This window comes from Actinomadura macra NBRC 14102 (assembly GCF_001552215.1).
Lineage (GTDB): Bacteria > Actinomycetota > Actinomycetes > Streptosporangiales > Streptosporangiaceae > Spirillospora > Spirillospora macra.
This window is the reverse complement of the sequence record NZ_BCQT01000023.1, coordinates 164052-181078: the sequence shown is the minus strand read 5'-3', so window position 1 is coordinate 181078 and position 17027 is coordinate 164052. Positions and strand designations below refer to the sequence as shown.

At 67.6% G+C, this 17027-nt stretch carries 16 protein-coding genes; 13 read left to right on the top strand and 3 right to left on the bottom strand.

Translation table 11 applies throughout. From position 1 onward, the window contains the following. Positions 1-180: 180 nt before the first annotated feature. Positions 181-753: a hypothetical protein gene (locus AMA02S_RS44430; RefSeq protein WP_067467058.1), complete on the bottom strand. Its 573-nt coding sequence runs from the start codon at positions 751-753 to the stop codon at positions 181-183. Between the two features lie 1335 nt (positions 754-2088). Between AMA02S_RS44430 and AMA02S_RS34085 the strand changes: the two genes are divergently transcribed. After that, a complete protein-coding gene (locus AMA02S_RS34085; RefSeq protein WP_084265895.1) occupies positions 2089-3390 on the top strand; it encodes a C40 family peptidase in 1302 nt (433 codons plus the stop codon). Between the two features lie 201 nt (positions 3391-3591). On the opposite strand, the gene AMA02S_RS34080 is transcribed toward AMA02S_RS34085, so the two are convergent. Next, positions 3592-4083, bottom strand: coding sequence for an inorganic diphosphatase (locus tag AMA02S_RS34080; protein ID WP_067467049.1), 492 nt, complete (start codon positions 4081-4083; stop codon positions 3592-3594). Between the two features lie 265 nt (positions 4084-4348). On the opposite strand from AMA02S_RS34080, the gene dacB reads away from it, so the two are divergent. From dacB to AMA02S_RS34025, 11 genes are all read left to right on the top strand, one after another. Further along, the gene (gene dacB / locus AMA02S_RS34075) at positions 4349-5614 is read left to right on the top strand and encodes a D-alanyl-D-alanine carboxypeptidase/D-alanyl-D-alanine endopeptidase (protein ID WP_245667947.1); all 1266 of its coding nucleotides are present in this window, start codon (positions 4349-4351) and stop codon (positions 5612-5614) included. 182 nt (positions 5615-5796) lie between these two features. Further along, the gene (locus AMA02S_RS34070) at positions 5797-6909 is read left to right on the top strand and encodes a zinc-dependent metalloprotease (RefSeq protein ID WP_067467046.1); all 1113 of its coding nucleotides are present in this window, start codon (positions 5797-5799) and stop codon (positions 6907-6909) included. 44 nt (positions 6910-6953) lie between these two features. Then, complete coding sequence (tilS, locus tag AMA02S_RS34065; protein WP_067467043.1) at positions 6954-8000, top strand: tRNA lysidine(34) synthetase TilS; 1047 nt, start codon at positions 6954-6956, stop codon at positions 7998-8000. 99 nt (positions 8001-8099) lie between these two features. After that, positions 8100-8663, top strand: a complete 564-nt coding sequence (gene hpt / locus AMA02S_RS34060) for a hypoxanthine phosphoribosyltransferase (RefSeq protein WP_067467040.1) — start codon at positions 8100-8102, stop codon at positions 8661-8663. A gap of 441 nt (positions 8664-9104) precedes the next feature. Beyond that, complete coding sequence (gene ftsH, locus AMA02S_RS34055) at positions 9105-11120, top strand: ATP-dependent zinc metalloprotease FtsH (protein ID WP_067467037.1); 2016 nt, start codon at positions 9105-9107, stop codon at positions 11118-11120. 32 nt (positions 11121-11152) lie between these two features. Next, positions 11153-11740 carry a GTP cyclohydrolase I FolE gene (gene folE, locus AMA02S_RS34050; RefSeq protein WP_084265909.1) on the top strand — a complete coding sequence of 196 codons (588 nt, stop codon included), beginning with the start codon at positions 11153-11155 and terminating at the stop codon, positions 11738-11740. Positions 11741-11937: 197 nt separating this feature from the next. After that, complete coding sequence (folP, locus tag AMA02S_RS34045) at positions 11938-12873, top strand: dihydropteroate synthase (protein WP_169806947.1); 936 nt, start codon at positions 11938-11940, stop codon at positions 12871-12873. Beyond that, positions 12870-13307, top strand: coding sequence for a nuclear transport factor 2 family protein (locus tag AMA02S_RS34040; protein ID WP_067467030.1), 438 nt, complete (start codon positions 12870-12872; stop codon positions 13305-13307). The genes folP and AMA02S_RS34040 overlap by 4 nt, the downstream gene beginning before the upstream one ends. Further along, positions 13304-13669, top strand: coding sequence for a dihydroneopterin aldolase (gene folB / locus AMA02S_RS34035; RefSeq protein ID WP_067467027.1), 366 nt, complete (start codon positions 13304-13306; stop codon positions 13667-13669). Before AMA02S_RS34040 ends, folB begins: the two co-directional genes overlap by 4 nt. After that, entirely contained in the window at positions 13666-14253 is a 588-nt protein-coding gene (gene folK / locus AMA02S_RS34030) for a 2-amino-4-hydroxy-6-hydroxymethyldihydropteridine diphosphokinase (protein ID WP_067467024.1), read from the top strand. The genes folB and folK overlap by 4 nt, the downstream gene beginning before the upstream one ends. After that, complete coding sequence (locus AMA02S_RS34025) at positions 14250-14723, top strand: DUF3180 domain-containing protein (RefSeq protein WP_067467021.1); 474 nt, start codon at positions 14250-14252, stop codon at positions 14721-14723. The genes folK and AMA02S_RS34025 overlap by 4 nt, the downstream gene beginning before the upstream one ends. Positions 14724-14796: 73 nt before the next feature. On the opposite strand, the gene AMA02S_RS34020 is transcribed toward AMA02S_RS34025, so the two are convergent. Then, positions 14797-15945 (bottom strand): NADH-quinone oxidoreductase subunit D, encoded by a 1149-nt coding sequence (locus tag AMA02S_RS34020; protein ID WP_067467018.1) that lies wholly within the window; start codon positions 15943-15945, stop codon positions 14797-14799. Positions 15946-16030: 85 nt separating this feature from the next. Between AMA02S_RS34020 and AMA02S_RS34015 the strand changes: the two genes are divergently transcribed. Beyond that, positions 16031-16717: a PH domain-containing protein gene (locus AMA02S_RS34015; RefSeq protein WP_245667946.1), complete on the top strand. Its 687-nt coding sequence runs from the start codon at positions 16031-16033 to the stop codon at positions 16715-16717. The last annotated feature ends 310 nt before the right edge of the window (positions 16718-17027 follow it).

Below are 17027 nucleotides of genomic sequence, written 5' to 3'. Positions count from 1 at the left end.
ACCGATCCGACAAGATAGGACAGATTGCCCTCATGTGGCAAAAGTCGCACTCCGGAACTTTATCGCGTAACCGGCAAGAATGACATCTCATTGATCCATCGGATCTCTTGCATTTGCCGGTAAAAGGCTCCCTGAGCCTTTACCTTTTCTAGCATGGACGACCATCTTCTGGTCGATGCGCTACGCGCGCGTGATCCGGACGCCCTGACCGCGGTGTACAACGCGTATGCCGACCGGCTCTACGCCTACTGCTGGTTCCAGCTGCGCGATCGTGACGCGGCCCAGGTCGCGCTGCGCGACACGTTCGTGGTCGCGGAGGCGCACATTGATCGGCTTCGGGAGCCGGATCGGTTCGGGCCATGGCTGTACGCCATCACGAGGCTGGAGTGTGCGCGCCGGCTGCCCACCCGGAGCCGACCGCCCGATGTTCCGGTCGCAAGTCATGATCAGGAAGACGTTGACCAGCGCATCATGGCATGGCAGGCCGTCCTGGCGCTCCCGTTGCTGACGCGGGAGATCCTGGAGTTGCGGGTCCGCCACCAGCTGTCGGTCCCCGATCTGGCGGCCGTTTTCGACCTGCCGGTCAAGGACGCGCAAGCCTCGCTCGACCGCGCGCACGAGGAGCTGGAGGAGGCGCTGACGGCGGAGATCCTCGCGAACCAAGGACCATACGGTTGTGCAGAACGAGCTCTGCTTCTGCGTGAGAGGCAGGGCGAATCCGCTCCGGATCTCAGCGGTCGGCTGCTCAGCCACGCGCAAGAGTGCGTGACATGCGGAGCATTCCGTCCACGTACCGTGTCCGCTGCCAAGGTCTATGGATTGCTGCCAGCTGCGGATCTTCCGCCCGAGTTGCGGCTCCGTGTCATGAGTTGCTTTCTAGATCCCGAACTGATCGGTTATCGGCTTTTCGTTGGCACCCGAGTCGCTGAGTTCACGCCGAACGGGTTTCCGGTTCAGGCTAAGCACAATGCCGCCGCACTTGATTCGTCACGCCCCAGGCGCGGTCCCTTGTGGTTTGGCCGCTTTCGCAGGACGCGCAAGGCGCCGTACCGGAGCGATGTGGGGGGCCAAGCCGCCAGGTTGATCACGGTGCTCGCGTTGGTCGCGCTCCTTGTCGGTGGGGTCTTCGCCTCGGTGCACGGGCTCCTCCGCCTGATGGGGTGGGATACCGGCCCTGTGAGCACCGCCACAGGACGTCGTCCCACAGCCATACCTGGTGTCCCTCAGGAGCCGGCGGACGATGACCCTCCCCAGGCCAAGCCGGACGAGGACGGGACTATGGACGCCGCTCCCGTGTCGGCTACCTTCCCTCTCGGTTCACGCATGTCATCCGCACCATCGATCGCTCATCCCACGCCGTTGAAGACCACAACACCGGCGGGCGGAGGGAAGAGCGACAAGACGCCTGGTCCGCAGCATCTGCTCGATGTCACACCGCTCTTCCTCGACCTGGCAGGTGGTTCGGACGGCTCGATAGAACTGCGTGCAGAGGGCGGACCGATCACCTGGCACGCCACGCTCTGGGGTCGGATACGGACGAGCCAGTCGTCAGGGCATCTTCAGCCAGGGCGGGTGACAACCGTCACTGTGCACGCCGTGCGAGACGCAAGGTCGCGTGGGGAGGGCGGCATTACATTCCAGCCCGGCGGGATCCAAGTGCACATCACCTGGCGTCCAGCTGTTCCGGGCCCAGGACCCGAACCTTCTCCGACACCGACCCCCACAGGTTCGGAGCCCGGAGTGCCTTCGCCTCCGCCGGACTCTGAAAGGCCAGGCGGCCCGTCTTCTTCCTCCGAGCCGAAACCGCCGGTCTCGCAGGGACCTCCACGGTCTGAGCCCACTGCCTCCTCGGGGCCGCCACCATCTGGAGCCGGGCCGGATCCGCTGCCCTCCTCGGGCGCCACTCCGACTTCGGACACACCGGCTTCCCCCATTTCTTCTGGCCCGAGCCCTGCGCCAGTGAGGTCTGGCGGCTGATGACCATCCTCCGGGGCTGGGCTGGGAAAGTTCCGATCGTTGCCCAAGTGAACTACTCTTCGTAGGTGATCGTTTGCGCTAAGTAAAACAGGCTGCGGGGAGGACGTGTGCATGGCATCGAGCACAGCGGGTCTTCGCCATCAGCGGATCTCTTCCTCCATCTGCGGCGTGACGCTGCGCTTCATCGCGTTTTCGACCAGCATCGCCTTTTCGACCAGCATCGCGTTTTCGGTCAGCATGGTGCTCGGGATGAGCATGGTGCTGCCGACCACACCTGTGCATGCCGCGGCCAAGCCCGCACCCACCGCCGAGGATGTGGAGCAGGGCGAGCATCAGGCCGAGGCGCGTGCCGCCGAGGTGGGCCGGACAACGGCCATGCTCGTGCAGGCGGACGGTGAGCTCGACAGGCTCGCGGTCACCGCTGAGGGTGCTGTCGAGCGTTTCAACGGTGAACGGGTCAAGTTGGAACGTGCCCAACAGGCATACCGGGACAGCCAGGTGCGACTCGTCCAGGCAAGTCGGCGGGTGGCGCAGAGCCAGGCGGAACTAGCGACGTTCGCCGCGCAGGCTTATCAGCACAACACCGGCTATGACCAGATGTCGTCCGCCCTCGTCGGGAATGGTGGCCCCCAAGGCTTCATGGACAGGGCCGGGATCGTCGAGGTGCTCGCCAAGCAACGCGCCGGGTTCGTCCACCGGTTGGAGGCTTCCCAGAACGTCGCGGAAGTCTTCCGAAGACAAGCGAAGGTCGCGTTCGACGAACAAGGTGCCGCGACAAGGCGTGCCGAGGACACCAAACGCCTTGCGCAGGACGCGGTGGACCAGCAGCAGACGTCGGTCCAGCGCATCGAAGCGGATAAGCGAACGCTTGAACGACGTCTCGGCAAGGCCGAGGCGCATGTCACCGAGCTGAAGCGCTCGCGAAAAAGGGCATTGGAAGAGGCCAAGGCCCGTTCCGACTCGATGGGGTCAGGACGACCGGCCGCCGCGCTGGCCAGCTCTGCGGCCCGTGGCGCGCTCGTCGCGCGTGCGGCATTGCGGTGGCTTGGCACCCCGTACTCCTGGGGTGGGGGTACGGCCAACGGGCCTAGTTACGGATCGGGGCAGGGCACGGGAACCCTCGGCTTCGACTGCTCCGGCCTTGCCATGTACGCGTGGAACCAGGTCGGCGTGCGACTCGACCATTGGACCGGCACGCAGTGGACCTCCGGGCCTCACGTTCCGCTGGAGGCGCTCCGTCCGGGAGATCTGGTCTTCTTCGCGAGAGACACGTCCAACCCGGACACGATCCACCACGTGGGCATCTACATCGGCGCGAGGCGCATGGTGGAAGCCCCCTACACCGGCGCACGTGTGCGCATCTCCAGCATCGAGCGGAACGGCCTGATAGGCGCCACCCGCCCGTCCGGTTGACCTCCGGCATCAAGTCGGACCAGCGTCCCTTCCGGGCGCCCAAGGGCATCGTAGGCAGCACCAAGACAAGAACCCTTCCGTACGGCATTCCGTACGGAAGGGTTCCCAGATCTCTGTCGCGTGGGCGGCGGGAGCGGATCAGCGCCGTCCGCGACTCACTACCTGAGCGCGACCCAGCCGGTCACCAGGACCGGGCACCGCTCAGTGGCCGCCTTGGTCGACCGCGCGCTTGCGCGAGCGCTCGATCTCGGCCTCAGCCTCGACACGGCCCACCCAGCTGGCGCCCTCCACAGACTTCCCAGGCTCCAGGTCCTTGTAGACCTCGAAGAAGTGCTGGATCTCCAGCCGGTCGAACTCCGCGACGTGGTGGATGTCGCGCAGGTGCTCCATGCGCGGGTCTGTCGCGGGGACGCAGAGGACCTTGTCGTCACCACCGGCCTCGTCCGTCATCCGGAACATGCCCACCGCGCGGCAGCGGATCAGGCAACCGGGGAAGGTCGGCTCCTGGAGCAGGACCAACGCGTCCAGCGGGTCCCCATCCTCGCCCAGGGTGTGTTCGATGAACCCGTAGTCGGCGGGGTACTGCGTCGAGGTGAACAGCATGCGATCGAGTCGGATGCGGCCGGACTCGTGATCCACCTCGTACTTGTTCCGCTGACCCTTCGGGATCTCAATGGTGACGTCGAAATCCAAGATGTCCTCCGCTCCCTGCGCGGTCGCAGTGAATAGTCTTTCGGGACACTGTGCGGGGCGAGGCCGGCCCCACAGGGTGTGTTCCCTTGTATAAGGATGTCGCACGTTGGTGAGTGCTGAGTGGGAGAGGGGCGGTCACGTGCCAGGACGGGTCGGGGCCCTGGCGGTGCTGTCACTGTCCCTCCTTAATGTTTTCATCGTCGCAGCTGGGCTTGCAGTGGTAAAACTCACACCGGAGCGGCATCTGTCGCCACAACCGCCTTCCGTGGCCGCGCGTGACCTTGTGCAGGCGCCGGGCGGGATCCCCGCGGCCGATCCGGCGGCGGCCCGCGCTCCGAACGCCTCCGCTCTCGCGGGACGGTTGTCGCCTCTGATCGGTGGTCCGGGGGCGAAGATAAACGCGGTCGTCATCGACGCCGTGACCCGCCGCCCGCTCTTCGAGCAGCGCGCCGGCCAGCCGGCGACCCCGGCGTCGACGACCAAGCTGGCGACATCGGTGGCCGTGCTGGCCTCGGTCGGTCCCCAGCATCGGATCATCACCCGTGCGGTGCGCAATCCCGGCGGTGGTGTGGTCCTGGTCGGCGGTGGGGATCCCACACTGACGGCTCTACCAGCGCGCCCGGGCGCGGGTCATCCGCCGTATGCCTCGCTTGCGGAGCTGGCGAAGCAGACCGCTTCGGCGCTCAAGTCGTCCGGAGTGATGCGTGTGCGCGTGAACTACGACGCATCGGCGTATCAGGGGCCTTCTACGGCTCCCAGTTGGAAGCCCAACTACCTGCCTGATGGTGAACTCGCTCCCGTGAGTGCGCTGACCGTGGACGAGGGGCGAGTCTCCCCAGCAGACCCGACACGAAACGCCCGGGTCAACGACCCGCCCGCGGCGGCAGCTACCGCGTTCGCGCGTCTTCTCTCCAGGAACGGGGTCTCCGCCAAGGCCGGGCGTCAGGCCGTGGCGCAGAAGGGTGCGGCGCAGCTGGGCGCGGTGCAGTCGCCGCCGGTGTCGGCCCTGGTCGAGCACTTGCTGACCGATAGCGACAACGATGTCGCGGAGGCCATGGCAAGGCAGGTCGCCATCAAGATGGGCCGTCAGGCATCGTTCGCGGGGGCGGCGCAGGCGGTGCGCCAGGTACTCGCCAGGCTCGGAGTCGCGGACGGGGTCCTGGTCAACGACGGAAGCGGACTCTCGCCACGCAACCGGATCTCGCCTATCGCGCTCGCCCGTATCGTCTCGCTCGCCGCCGCACCGGAGCGTCCCGAACTGCGCGCGGTGATCACGGGACTGCCGGTCGCTGGCTTCTCCGGGACACTGCGTCCGCCCCGTTACACGGTCCCGGTGAGCCAAGCGGGCGCTGGGGTCGTGCGTGCGAAGACCGGGACGCTGTCGGGTGTCAGCACGCTCGCGGGCGTCGCTCATGACGCCGATGGGCGGCTGCTGGCGTTCGCGTTCATGGCAGGGGACGGCAAGGGGCCGGTGGATCCGGGGAAGCTCGACCAGTTGGCCGCTGCCGTGGCGACATGCGGTTGTGGCTGACGCCCCACATGGGACGGGCGAGGAGCGGCGGGTGGCGGGTGGCGTGCGGCGGTCAGTGTGTGGCGGTCAGTGTGTGGGCGGAGCCGTACGGGAGATAACCAGAACAGTTGTTCGTTGAACGATTGTGCAGGGGCGCTCCGGCGCCGTCTCCGAAACGTACGGTGGAGTACATGAGCGCCTCAATGATCGACTGGAACGTGGCGGTCCAGGCCGGTACCCGGCTCGTCAGGCCGGGCCCCCAGGTCAGCCATGCCGAGGCCCGTGAGGTGGTGGCGGAGCTGCGCGAGCTGTCGAAGCTCGCCCATGGGCACGTCCGAGACTTCACCGGCATGGCCTCCGAGGTCGATCCGGCCCCGGCGACGATCGTGGACAGGCCCGGGTGGATCCGGGCGAACGTGGACGGCTTCCGGGTGGTCCTCGAACCGCTCATGGAGCAGATGTCCGAGCGCCGCGGCGCCGGGCCACTCGGCGGCGCCGGGAACGTGGTCGTCCAGGCCGTCGGTTCACGTGTCACGGGCATGCAGGTGGGTGCGATTCTCGCGTACATGGCCAGCAGAGTCCTCGGCCAGTACGAACTGTTCCTGCCCCCGGACCCGTCAGGGCGTGCTCCTACGGGGAGGCTCACCCTCGTAGCGCCCAACATCGTGCACGTGGAGCAGGAACTCGGTGTGGATGCGCGTGACTTCCGCTTGTGGGTCTGCCTGCACGAAGAGACGCACCGAGCCCAGTTCACGGGAGTCCCCTGGCTGCGCGAATACGTGCAGGACCAGATGACCCAGTTCCTGCTCGCGTCCGACCTCGATCCCGGTGTCATGCTGGACCGCATCCGGGACGCGGCCGAGGCGGTCGCCGATGCCGTCCGCGGTGGCGACGCCAACCTCATCGACGCGATCCAGAGCCCCGAGCAGCGCAAGATCCTCGACCGGCTCACCGCGGTGATGACCCTGGTCGAGGGGCATGGCGACTACGTCATGGACGCGGTCGGGCCCGAGGTCGTGCCCTCGGTGCAGCAGATCCGGTCGCGGTTCCAGGGGCGGCGCGACGGCGGCTCCAAGCTGGACAAGACCATCCGGCGGCTGCTCGGTATCGACCTCAAGATGAAGCAGTACGCGGAGGGGTCGCGGTTCGTGCGCCGGGTCGTCGCCGAAGTCGGTATGAGCGGGTTCAACCAGGTCTGGGACTCCCCCGAGAGCTTGCCGACCCACGACGAGATCAAGGAGCCGGCTCTGTGGATAGGCCGTGTGGTCGGTCCTCAGGCCATCGATGCGGCACCGCCGGAGGCCAGTGAAGCCTGATCGACCGTTTCACGCCCACCACTGCGTGGTGGTAGAGGTTTTCCATGGGGCCTGATCCGGCGGTGGCGGCGGTACGTCTCGCCGTGCGCGGGACGATCGGCGCTCTGCCGCCCGGTGCGCTGGTGCTCGCGGCCTGCAGCGGTGGCGCCGACTCTCTGGCGCTGGCAGGGGCGCTGGCGTTCGAGGCTCCCCGATCCGGGCGCTCGGCGGGTGCGGTCACGATCGACCATGGCCTCCAGGACGGCTCCGACACGCGTGCCGACACTGTCGTCCGCACTCTTGTCGGCCTCGGCCTGGATCCGGTCGGTTCGATCGCCGTCTCAGTCGGTGCGCAGGGCGGAGTGGAGAACGCGGCTCGCAATGCCCGCTACGGCGCCTTGGACGATGCGGCGGGCCGCTTGAGAGCTGCGGCCGTGCTTCTGGGCCACACCAGGGACGACCAAGCGGAGACCGTTCTCCTGGGGTTGGCTCGCGGTTCCGGTGCTCGGTCTCTGTCCGGCATGCCCTCGTCCTTCACGCGGTCGGTCGCAGACAGGGGGACGAGCGTGAACTATCTGCGCCCCTTCTTGGAACTCGATCGGGCGACCATCCGCAGGGCCTGCCTGGCCATGGGGTTGGAACCGTGGGACGACCCGCACAATGACGATCCGTCCTACGCACGCGTGCGCGTCCGGCACGAAGCCTTGCCCGCTTTGGAAAAGGCTCTTGGACCAGGAGTCGCCGAGGCGCTCGCTAGGACGGCCCGGATGTTGCGGGACGACGCGGATGCTCTCGATGACCTCGCCGAACGGACCTTCGCAGAGCTCACAGACCCCGAGGAGGCCAGCACCGGGGAGGCCAGCACCGGGGAGACAGTCGTTCTTGTGGGGATCCGGCTGGAAGGGCTCGGTGACCTGCCCAGAGCCGTTCGTACCCGGGTGTTGCGGAAGGCGGCCGTCAAAGCCGGCAGCCCACCGGGTACGCTCGCGGCCGTCCATGTCGATGCAGTGGATCGGCTGGTCACGGCCTGGCATGGCCAGCGGCACGTCGATCTCCCGGGGGGCCTTCGAGCGTTCCGGAGGTATGGGAGGCTGCTGTTCGGCCCGGCTTGATGTCGCGCGGTGTGCGAAGCGTCACACGGTGCGTCCGCCGCGCCACGGCGGCGCCCGTCCCGCCGGGCGGGGGAGTGTCACAGCGATGAAGGTGGGGTTGTGGACGAGAAGGACCTGGGCACGGACCTTGCGAAAGTACTGATCCCCGAGAACCAGTTGCAGGACAAGGTCAGGGAGCTCGCCGGGCAGATCGACGCCGACTACGCGGGTAAGGATCTACTGCTCGTCGGGGTCCTCAAGGGGGCCGTCATGATCATGGCGGATCTTGCGCGCGCGCTTCATACGCCCGCGTCGATGGACTGGATGGCGGTGTCGTCGTACGGCTCAGGGACCAAGTCGTCCGGTGTCGTGCGTATCCTCAAGGATCTGGACACCGACATCCTCGACCGCCACGTGCTCATCGTGGAGGACATCGTCGATTCGGGTCTCACTCTGTCGTGGCTGGTCAGCAACCTGCTTTCGCGTGGCCCCGCTTCGCTGGAGATCTGTGCCCTGCTGCGCAAGCCCGAGGCGGTCAAGACTGAGATCGATGTGAAGTACATCGGGTTCGACATCCCGAACGAGTTTGTCATCGGGTACGGGCTCGACTATGCGGAGAAGTACAGGAACCTGCCGTTCGTCGGCACCCTGGCACCGCACGTGTACGGGGGGGCCGGCACCTGACCAGGTGAGGTGCGAGGCCGCATCCAGGCCAACTCGGACCCGGCACCAAGGTCGGTGGAACCCATCGGACGGACGTGCGGCAACGCCTTCTCGGACGTGCGCCGGACGGACCCGCGGATTCGGGTTGTCCGCAGGTTGGTGACGGGCTTGACGAGGGTGGCGGGGAACAAGGGACCGTGACGGATCGTTGCAAAGGTCGTTGACGGGTATATGGACAGGATCAGGAGATCGGCGCTGGCTGCGTCTCCTGCGCACTGCGGTGTACCGTCGGTGTTCCGGGCCATCGGGTCAGGGATCCATCTGAGGGAGATCGCCTCGGTGGGTCCGGAACCCGGGCGACGGGCCTTTGTTGGTCGCAGTGGCGTCCGCCCCCCGGGACGGGCGAGGATCGCACACAGACGTTGGTCAGGAGGGACGGGCCCCGAAGGGGTAACCGGATAAATGGACGTGAAGCGCTATTTTCGCGGGCCGCTGCTGTGGATCCTGCTAGCCGGCCTCTTGGTCGCTCTCATCATGTGGGGCGTCAACCCCGGTCATTCGTACGAGAAGACCGACACTTCCAAGGTGGTCCAGGAGATCGCCGAGGGCAAGGTGAAGTCCGCCAAGATCATTGACAAGGATCAGCGGATCGAGGTTACGCTCAACGACAAGACGCACCAGCAGGCCTCCTGGGTCGACGGCCAGGGCGTGCAACTGCAGCAGCAGTTGCAGAAGCAGGCGGACGCCGGGAAGCTGCCCGGCGGCTACAACGTCGAGGTGCCCAAGCAGAGCTTCTTCCTGAACCTGCTGTTCAGCCTGCTCCCCATCGTGGTCATCGTGCTGATCTTCCTGTTCATCATGAACCAGATGCAGGGCGGCGGCTCGCGCGTGATGAACTTCGGCAAGTCCAAGGCCAAGCTCATCACCAAGGACACCCCGAAGACCACCTTCGCCGACGTGGCCGGGGCCGACGAGGCCCTGGAAGAGCTGGAAGAGATCAAGGACTTCCTGCAGAACCCGGCGAAGTTCCAGTCGATCGGCGCGAAGATCCCCAAGGGCGTGCTCCTGTACGGCCCGCCCGGAACCGGTAAGACGCTGCTCGCGCGCGCGGTCGCCGGCGAGGCAGGGGTGCCGTTCTACTCGATCTCCGGTTCGGACTTCGTCGAGATGTTCGTGGGTGTCGGCGCCTCCCGCGTCCGCGACCTTTTCGAACAGGCCAAGGCCAACGCCCCCTCGATCATCTTCATCGACGAGATCGACGCCGTCGGGCGGCACCGCGGAGCCGGTCTCGGCGGTGGTCACGACGAGCGCGAGCAGACCCTCAACCAGCTGCTGGTGGAGATGGACGGCTTCGACGTCAAGGGCGGCGTGATCCTGATCGCGGCGACCAACCGTCCCGACATCCTCGACCCGGCGCTGCTGCGCCCGGGCCGGTTCGACCGCCAGGTCACCGTGGACCGTCCTGACCTGGAGGGCCGCAAGGGCATCCTGCGCGTGCACGGCCGAGGCAAGCCGTTCGCGCCCGACGTCGACCTGGACGTGATCGCTCGCCGTACCCCGGGCTTCACGGGCGCCGACCTGGCGAACGTCATCAACGAGGCGGCCCTGCTCACGGCGCGCTTCGACCGCAAGCTGATCGACATGGACACCCTTGAGGAGTCCATCGACCGCGTCATGGCCGGGCCCGAGCGCAAGACCCGGGTGATGTCGGAGAAGGAAAAGAAGATCATCGCCTACCACGAGGGCGGGCACGCCCTGGTGGCGCACGCGCTGCCCAACGCCGACCCCGTGCACAAGGTGACGATCCTTCCGCGCGGACGGGCGCTGGGCTACACCATGACGCTGCCGATGGAGGACAAGTTCCTCACCACGCGCTCGGAGATGAACGACCAGCTCGCGATGCTGCTGGGCGGCCGTACCGCCGAAGAACTGGTGTTCCACGAGCCGACCACCGGTGCCGCCAACGACATCGAGAAGGCCACCTCCATCGCGCGCAACATGGTGACCGAGTACGGCATGAGCGAGCGCCTTGGCGCCCGCAAGTTCGGCACTGGTGCCGGCGAGGTGTTCCTCGGCCGCGACATGGGTCACGAGCGCGACTACTCCGAGGACATCGCCTCGGCGATCGACGACGAGGTCCGCCGCTACATCGAGGGTGCGCACGACACCGCGTGGGAGATCCTCGTCGAGTACAGGGACGTCCTGGACGACCTGGTGGTCAACCTGATGGACAAGGAGACCCTGTCCAAGGACCAGGTGCTGCGGATCTTCGCGCCGATCACGAAGCGGCCGCACCAGAACTCCTACACCGGGTACGGAAAGCGCCTCCCGTCCGACCGTCCGCCGGTGCTCACGCCCAAGGAACTGGCCCTGCTCGGCCCGCAGGACGTGACCGACCTGACCAAGGGCAACGGCCAGAGCGGCGTGACCGGCGGAGTCCCCTCTGAGGCCGCCGACCCGGCCCCGGGCGAGAGCTGATCGTCTTGGCCATCCCGTACGACGATGCGCCGATGCAGGACGATCCGCCTGGGTTCGACCATGCGCGGATCGAGAAGGCGGTGCGCGAGATCCTGTTCGCGATCGGGGAGGACCCCGATCGCGACGGGCTCCGCGACACCCCGGCGAGGGTGGCACGGGCGTACGCCGAGCAGTTCGCCGGCCTGCGCCAGCGTCCGGAGGACGCGCTGACCACGGTCTTCGACGCCGACCATGAAGAAATGGTCCTGGTGAAGGACATCGAGGTGTACAGCGTGTGCGAGCACCATCTGGTGCCGTTCCACGGTGTCGCCCACGTGGGTTACACACCGAACAAGAAGGGCCAGATCACGGGCCTGTCGAAGCTGGCCAGGCTGGTGGACGTCTTCGCCCGCCGTCCGCAGGTGCAGGAGCGGCTGACCAGCCAGGTGGCGGACGCGATGATGAGCGTGCTGGAGCCGCGCGGTGCGATCGTCGTGATCGAGGCCGAGCATCTGTGCATGACGATGCGCGGGGTGCGCAAGCCGGGCGCGAAGACGGTGACCTCGGCCGTGCGCGGCGACTTCCGCGATCATGCAGAGACCCGCGCCGAGGCGATGAGCTTGATCCTCGGCCGCTCCTGATCGCCGAACCTATCCCGAGTCCTCGGAACGCCTGAACGGGCCTCAGCGTCAAACTGAGGCCCGTTCAGACGTTCTCTGTCTGCGTAGGCCCAGGCGCCGGGTTCCGGCCGCCGGGCTTTCTCGGGCTTTGCCCCACCGACGTTCGGCGGCTCGGGGGCCGCCCCGGAGCGGTGAGATCAAGGCATAGGCTTGGTCATATGACCAGTCCCGTTGTTCGGGGGTTGCCCGCGCCAGGGCGCTGCCTTGTCATGGGCGTGGTCAACGTCACCCCCGATTCGTTCTCCGACGGCGGCGCCTGGTTCGACCCGGAAAAGGCCATCCGGCATGGGCTGGACCTCGTCGCCGAGGGCGCCGACATCGTGGACGTGGGCGGAGAATCCACCCGGCCCGGTGCCCAGCGCGTGTCGCTGGAGGAGGAACTGCGCCGCGTCGTGCCGGTCATCGAGGCGCTTACCGATGAGAACGTTCCCGTCAGCGTCGACACCATGCGCGCAGAGGCGGCCGAGGCGGCGGTGGCGGCCGGTGCCCGGCTGGTGAACGACGTGAGCGGCGGCCTGGCCGACCCGGAGATGCCGAGGGTCGTCGCGGCCGCGGGCGTCCCTTACGTCGTGATGCACTGGCGGGGTCACAGCCACGACATGCAGACCCGCGCCGTCTACGCCGACGTTGTTCACGAGGTGCGTGACGAACTGCTGCACCGGGTGGACGCCGTGCTGGAAGAGGGAGTCGATCCGTCCCTGATCGTGCTCGACCCGGGGCTGGGTTTCGCGAAGAGCCCCAAGGCGGGTCACAACTGGGCGCTGCTGGCGCACCTGGATGCGCTCACGGCCACCGGCTATCCCGTCCTTGTGGGGGCATCCCGCAAGAGCTTCCTGACGACTCTCCTGGCGGAACCCGACGGGACCCGTCGTCCCTTCGCGGAATGCGATGACGCCACTGTGGCGACCTCGGCCCTCGCCGCATATGGCGGGGCGTGGTGCGTACGCGTGCACCGCGTCCGCCCCAACGTCGACGCCGTTCGTGTAGCCGCGGCCATGCGCGCCGCCCGTCCGGTGCAGTCCCCGCCAGATGCTCATGTAGCCGAATCTGTCGCGGCGGACGGTCGCGCCGACTCCGGGAGCGACGACCGATGAGCCGTGCCGTGAACCGTGCCGATCTGGACGAGGTCCACGCCGAGTTCTATGCCGCCTTCGAGGCCGGTGACTTCGATCGCATGTCGGCCGTGTGGGCGGATGGACAGTACGCGGCGGGCGTTTCCTGCGTGCACCCGGGCTGGATGATGCTGAGGGGTCGCGACGAGGTTCTGCGCTCCTGGGCCCTGATCATGGCCAACACGCCCTACATCCAGTTCGTGTTGACCGATGTCGAATCCGATGTTTACGGCGATCACGCGGTGGTGACGTGCAAGGAGAATGTTCTGACCGCCGATGAGGACACCGAGGCGGGCTTTCTCGCCGGGGGCAGCATCGTGGCCACCAACGTGTTCGTCCGGGCGGACGGAGAATGGCGCCTCCTGCTCCACCATGGTTCACCCGTGCTCAACGTCGTCGATGCAGAGGAAGAATGAGTCTCGACCGCATTGAACTGCGTGGCCTGCGGGCCAGGGGGCGGCACGGTTGTCTGCCGGCCGAACGTGAACTCGGGCAGGAGTTCGTGGTGGATGTTTCGCTCGGCCTCGACACCCGCCCGGCCGCCGCGGGGGACGACCTGTCCCGTACCGTCGACTATGGATCGCTCGCCGGCCGCCTGGTCGCGGTCATCGAGGGCGAACCCGTCAACTTGATCGAAACGCTGGCCGACCGGCTCGCGACAATATGTCTGGAAGATGCGACGGTGGCTGAGGCCGAGGTCACCGTCCACAAGCCGAGCGCCCCGGTGCCGCACCCCTTCACGGACGTGGCCGTGAAGATCAGGAGGAGTCGCCCATGACAGCGTCCGACCGCATGCCCGACCGCACCGCGACCGGCGGCCACATGCTGGTCCAGCACCGTGTGGTGTTCTCACTGGGCAGCAACCTCGGCGACCGCCTGGACAACATCCAGGAGGCCGTTGACGCGCTGTTCGACGCGCCCGGGCTCGAGTTCGTGGCGTTCTCCCCGGTCTACGAGACGGCCCCCTATGCGCCGCCCGGCGAGACCCTTCCCGAACAGGGCGACTACCTCAACATCGTCCTGGTGGCCGATACCCGCCTGCCACCGGAGAACCTGCTCGAACGCGTGCTCAACATCGAGAACTCCATGAGCCGCGTACGCGAGGTCCGGTGGGGTCCGCGCACCCTCGACATCGACATCGTGGTCTTCGGTGACATCTCGTCCGACGACCCCGACCTGACCCTGCCGCACCCGCGCGCCCACGAGCGGGCGTTCGTGCTCGTCCCCTGGGCCGACATCGAACCGGACGTGCTCCTGGTCGGGCACGGGCGGGTCGGTGACCTGGCCGAGGCAAAGCAGGCGGAAGGAGGGCCTTCGGCCGTGCGCCGCCGGGCCGACCTGACTCTGCAGCAGCCTGCATGAGACCGTCCCGTCCGCTGTTCCTCGTCGCGCTCGTGGTCGTCCTCGGAGTGATCGCCTGGGCGGTGTTGCGAACGGCCTACGTCTCCTTGCCGCCGCTCCCGTGGACGGCGGTGCCGACGCTGCTGCTGCTGGCGCTCGGCGAAGCCTTCACCGGTGTGAACGTGCTGCGGCGTATCCGGCGCAAGCCGAACACCAAGCCGGTGGAACCTCTCGTCGTCGCACGCATGGCCGCACTGGCCAAGGCGAGCGCGCATGCGGCCGCCGTGCTCGCGGGCATCTTCGCGGGGTTCGCCGCCAGCCTCGCCGACTCCCTGGACAAGCCGACCCCCCGGCACGACTTCTTCGTCAGCGGCGGCACGTTCCTGGCCGCCGCCGTGCTCGTCGGGGCCGCGTTTTTCCTGGAGTACGCGTGCCGTGTGCCCAAGGATCCCGATGAGGAGGAGCACAGCAGGGGCGCCTCCCGCGCCTGAGCATGGACGTCCGAGCGTGCCTGGGACGGGCAGGGGCAGGTACCGGACGCGCCGAAGGGACGGCGTGGACCGCCTACTTGTCGACGTCGCCGACGACGAAGAACATCGAGCCCAGGATCGCGATCATGTCGGCGACCAGGTTGCCCGGCAGCAGCTCCGCGAGGATCTGGATGTTGTTGAACGAGGCCGAGCGGAGCTTCATGCGCCAGGGCGTCTTCTCGCCCCGCGACACCAGGTAGTACCCGTTGATGCCCAGCGGATTCTCGGTCCAGGCGTAAGTGTGGCCTTCCGGAACCTTCAAGACCTTCGGAAGCCGCTGGTTGATGGGCCCGGGCGGAAGTTCGGCGAGACGGTCCAGGCACGCGTCGGCCAGGTCGAGTGACGCGTACACCTGATCGAGCAGGCATTCGAACCGGGCGAGGCAGTCGCCGTCCGCGCGGGTGACGACACGCACGTCGAGATCGCCGTAGGCCAGGTAGGGCTCGTCTCGCCGGAGGTCGAAGTCCAGGCCGGACGCCCGTGCGATCGGGCCGGACACCCCGTACTGGAGGATCTGCTCCTGGGTGAGCACTCCCACTCCGCGTGTGCGCGCGCGGAAGATCTCATTGCCCATGATGAGATCCGCGATGTCGCTCATCCGGGCACGGACCTCGCTGACCGCCTGCCGGGCGCGTCCCGTCCAACCTGCGGGCAACTCGTCCTTCAGCCCGCCCACACGGTTGAACATGTAGTGCATCCGCCCGCCGGAGATCTCCTCCATCACCCGCTGCAGTGCCTCACGCTCGCGGAACGCGTAGAAGATCGGCGTGATCGCACCCACTTCGAGGGGATAAGAGCCGAGGAACATCAGATGGTTGAGGACGCGGTTCAGCTCGGCGAGCAACGTCCTCGCCCAGACCGCACGTGGGGGGACCTCCATGCCCAGCATGCGTTCCACCGCGAGCACGACACCGAGCTCGCTGGAGAACGCCGACAACCAGTCGTGCCGGTTCGCCAGCACGATGATCTGCCGGAAGTCGCGCACCTCGAACAGCTTCTCCGCGCCGCGGTGCATGTACCCGATGATGGGCTCGGCGGCCGAGATCCGTTCGCCGTCCAGCGTCAGCCGGAGCCGGAGCACGCCGTGTGTGGACGGGTGCTGGGGCCCGATGTTCAGGGTCATGTCCTCGGTGGCGAGCTCCTTGGCGCCCGCACCGATCCCGACGATTCGTTCGGTGGTCATGGTTGCGCCTCCGCCGCTCCGATCACCGCCTCATAGTCCCATGGCGAGCAGTCCTCGTTTTCCGGTTGACTAGGGGGCAATGAACGTGAGCCGTGGCGAACCGCCGTTCGAGCCCGCCGCACATCCGGGAACGCAGGGTGCGGCGCATCCGCCCGCGCCGTCCGGGACAGGCCGAGGCGGGATGGGGCACGGGTACCCGGCCGGCCAAGCGCCCGCCGGGCAACCTGGGGGAATCCACTCGCAGGGCGGCGCCGCGGCCGCGCCGCCGATCTACCGGGCGGATCAGGCGTTCGCACCCGGGAGTGGCCTCCAGTGGTCACCCATCTCCAAGCGCCACACCTGGCACCGGCTGCTCGCGGCGGTGTTGTGGGCCCTCCCAATAGGTGCGCTAGGGGCGTTCGTGGTCTGGCGGAACGGTGGCGGTGCGGTGGGCGGCGCGATGTGGATCGGCGCCGTCGTCCTCGCGGTGGCCCTCACGGGGATCGTCGCCGAACTCGACCGCCGGTCGTTCGGGTACGCGGAACGCACCGACGACCTCATCGTCACGCACGGCGTGATCGTGAAGAGGCTCATCGTCGTCCCGTACGGGCGGATGCAGTTCGTGGACGTGACGGCCGGGCTCCTGGGACGGTGGATGGGCATCGCCACCGTGCGCATGCACACCGCCGCCGCGGCAACGGACGCGACCATTCCCGGCCTGCCCTCCACCGAGGCGGCGCTTCTGCGCGATCGACTCGCCCTCAAGGGTGAGGAGCGGAGCATGGGCCTGTGAGCGGCCCTTATGGCAGGCCTGGTCCTCCTCCCGGTGGCCAAGGTCCGCCCTACGGCCCGTATCCGGGAGGCCAAGGACCGTTTGGCCCGCCTGGCCCGCCTCCAGGCCAGCATGGTCAACCCGGTCCGTATGGGCAGCCAGGGCCGCCGGGCCCACCGGGTCCGTACGGGCCTCAGGGGCGGCCAGGTCCGCCCTATGGACCTCCACGTCCTCCCTACGGTCCTTCTGGGCCACCACCAGGCCCGCCTTATGGCCCGCCTCGTCCGCCTTACGGGTACGGTCAGCCTCCCGGTTACCGGGCCGCTCCGCC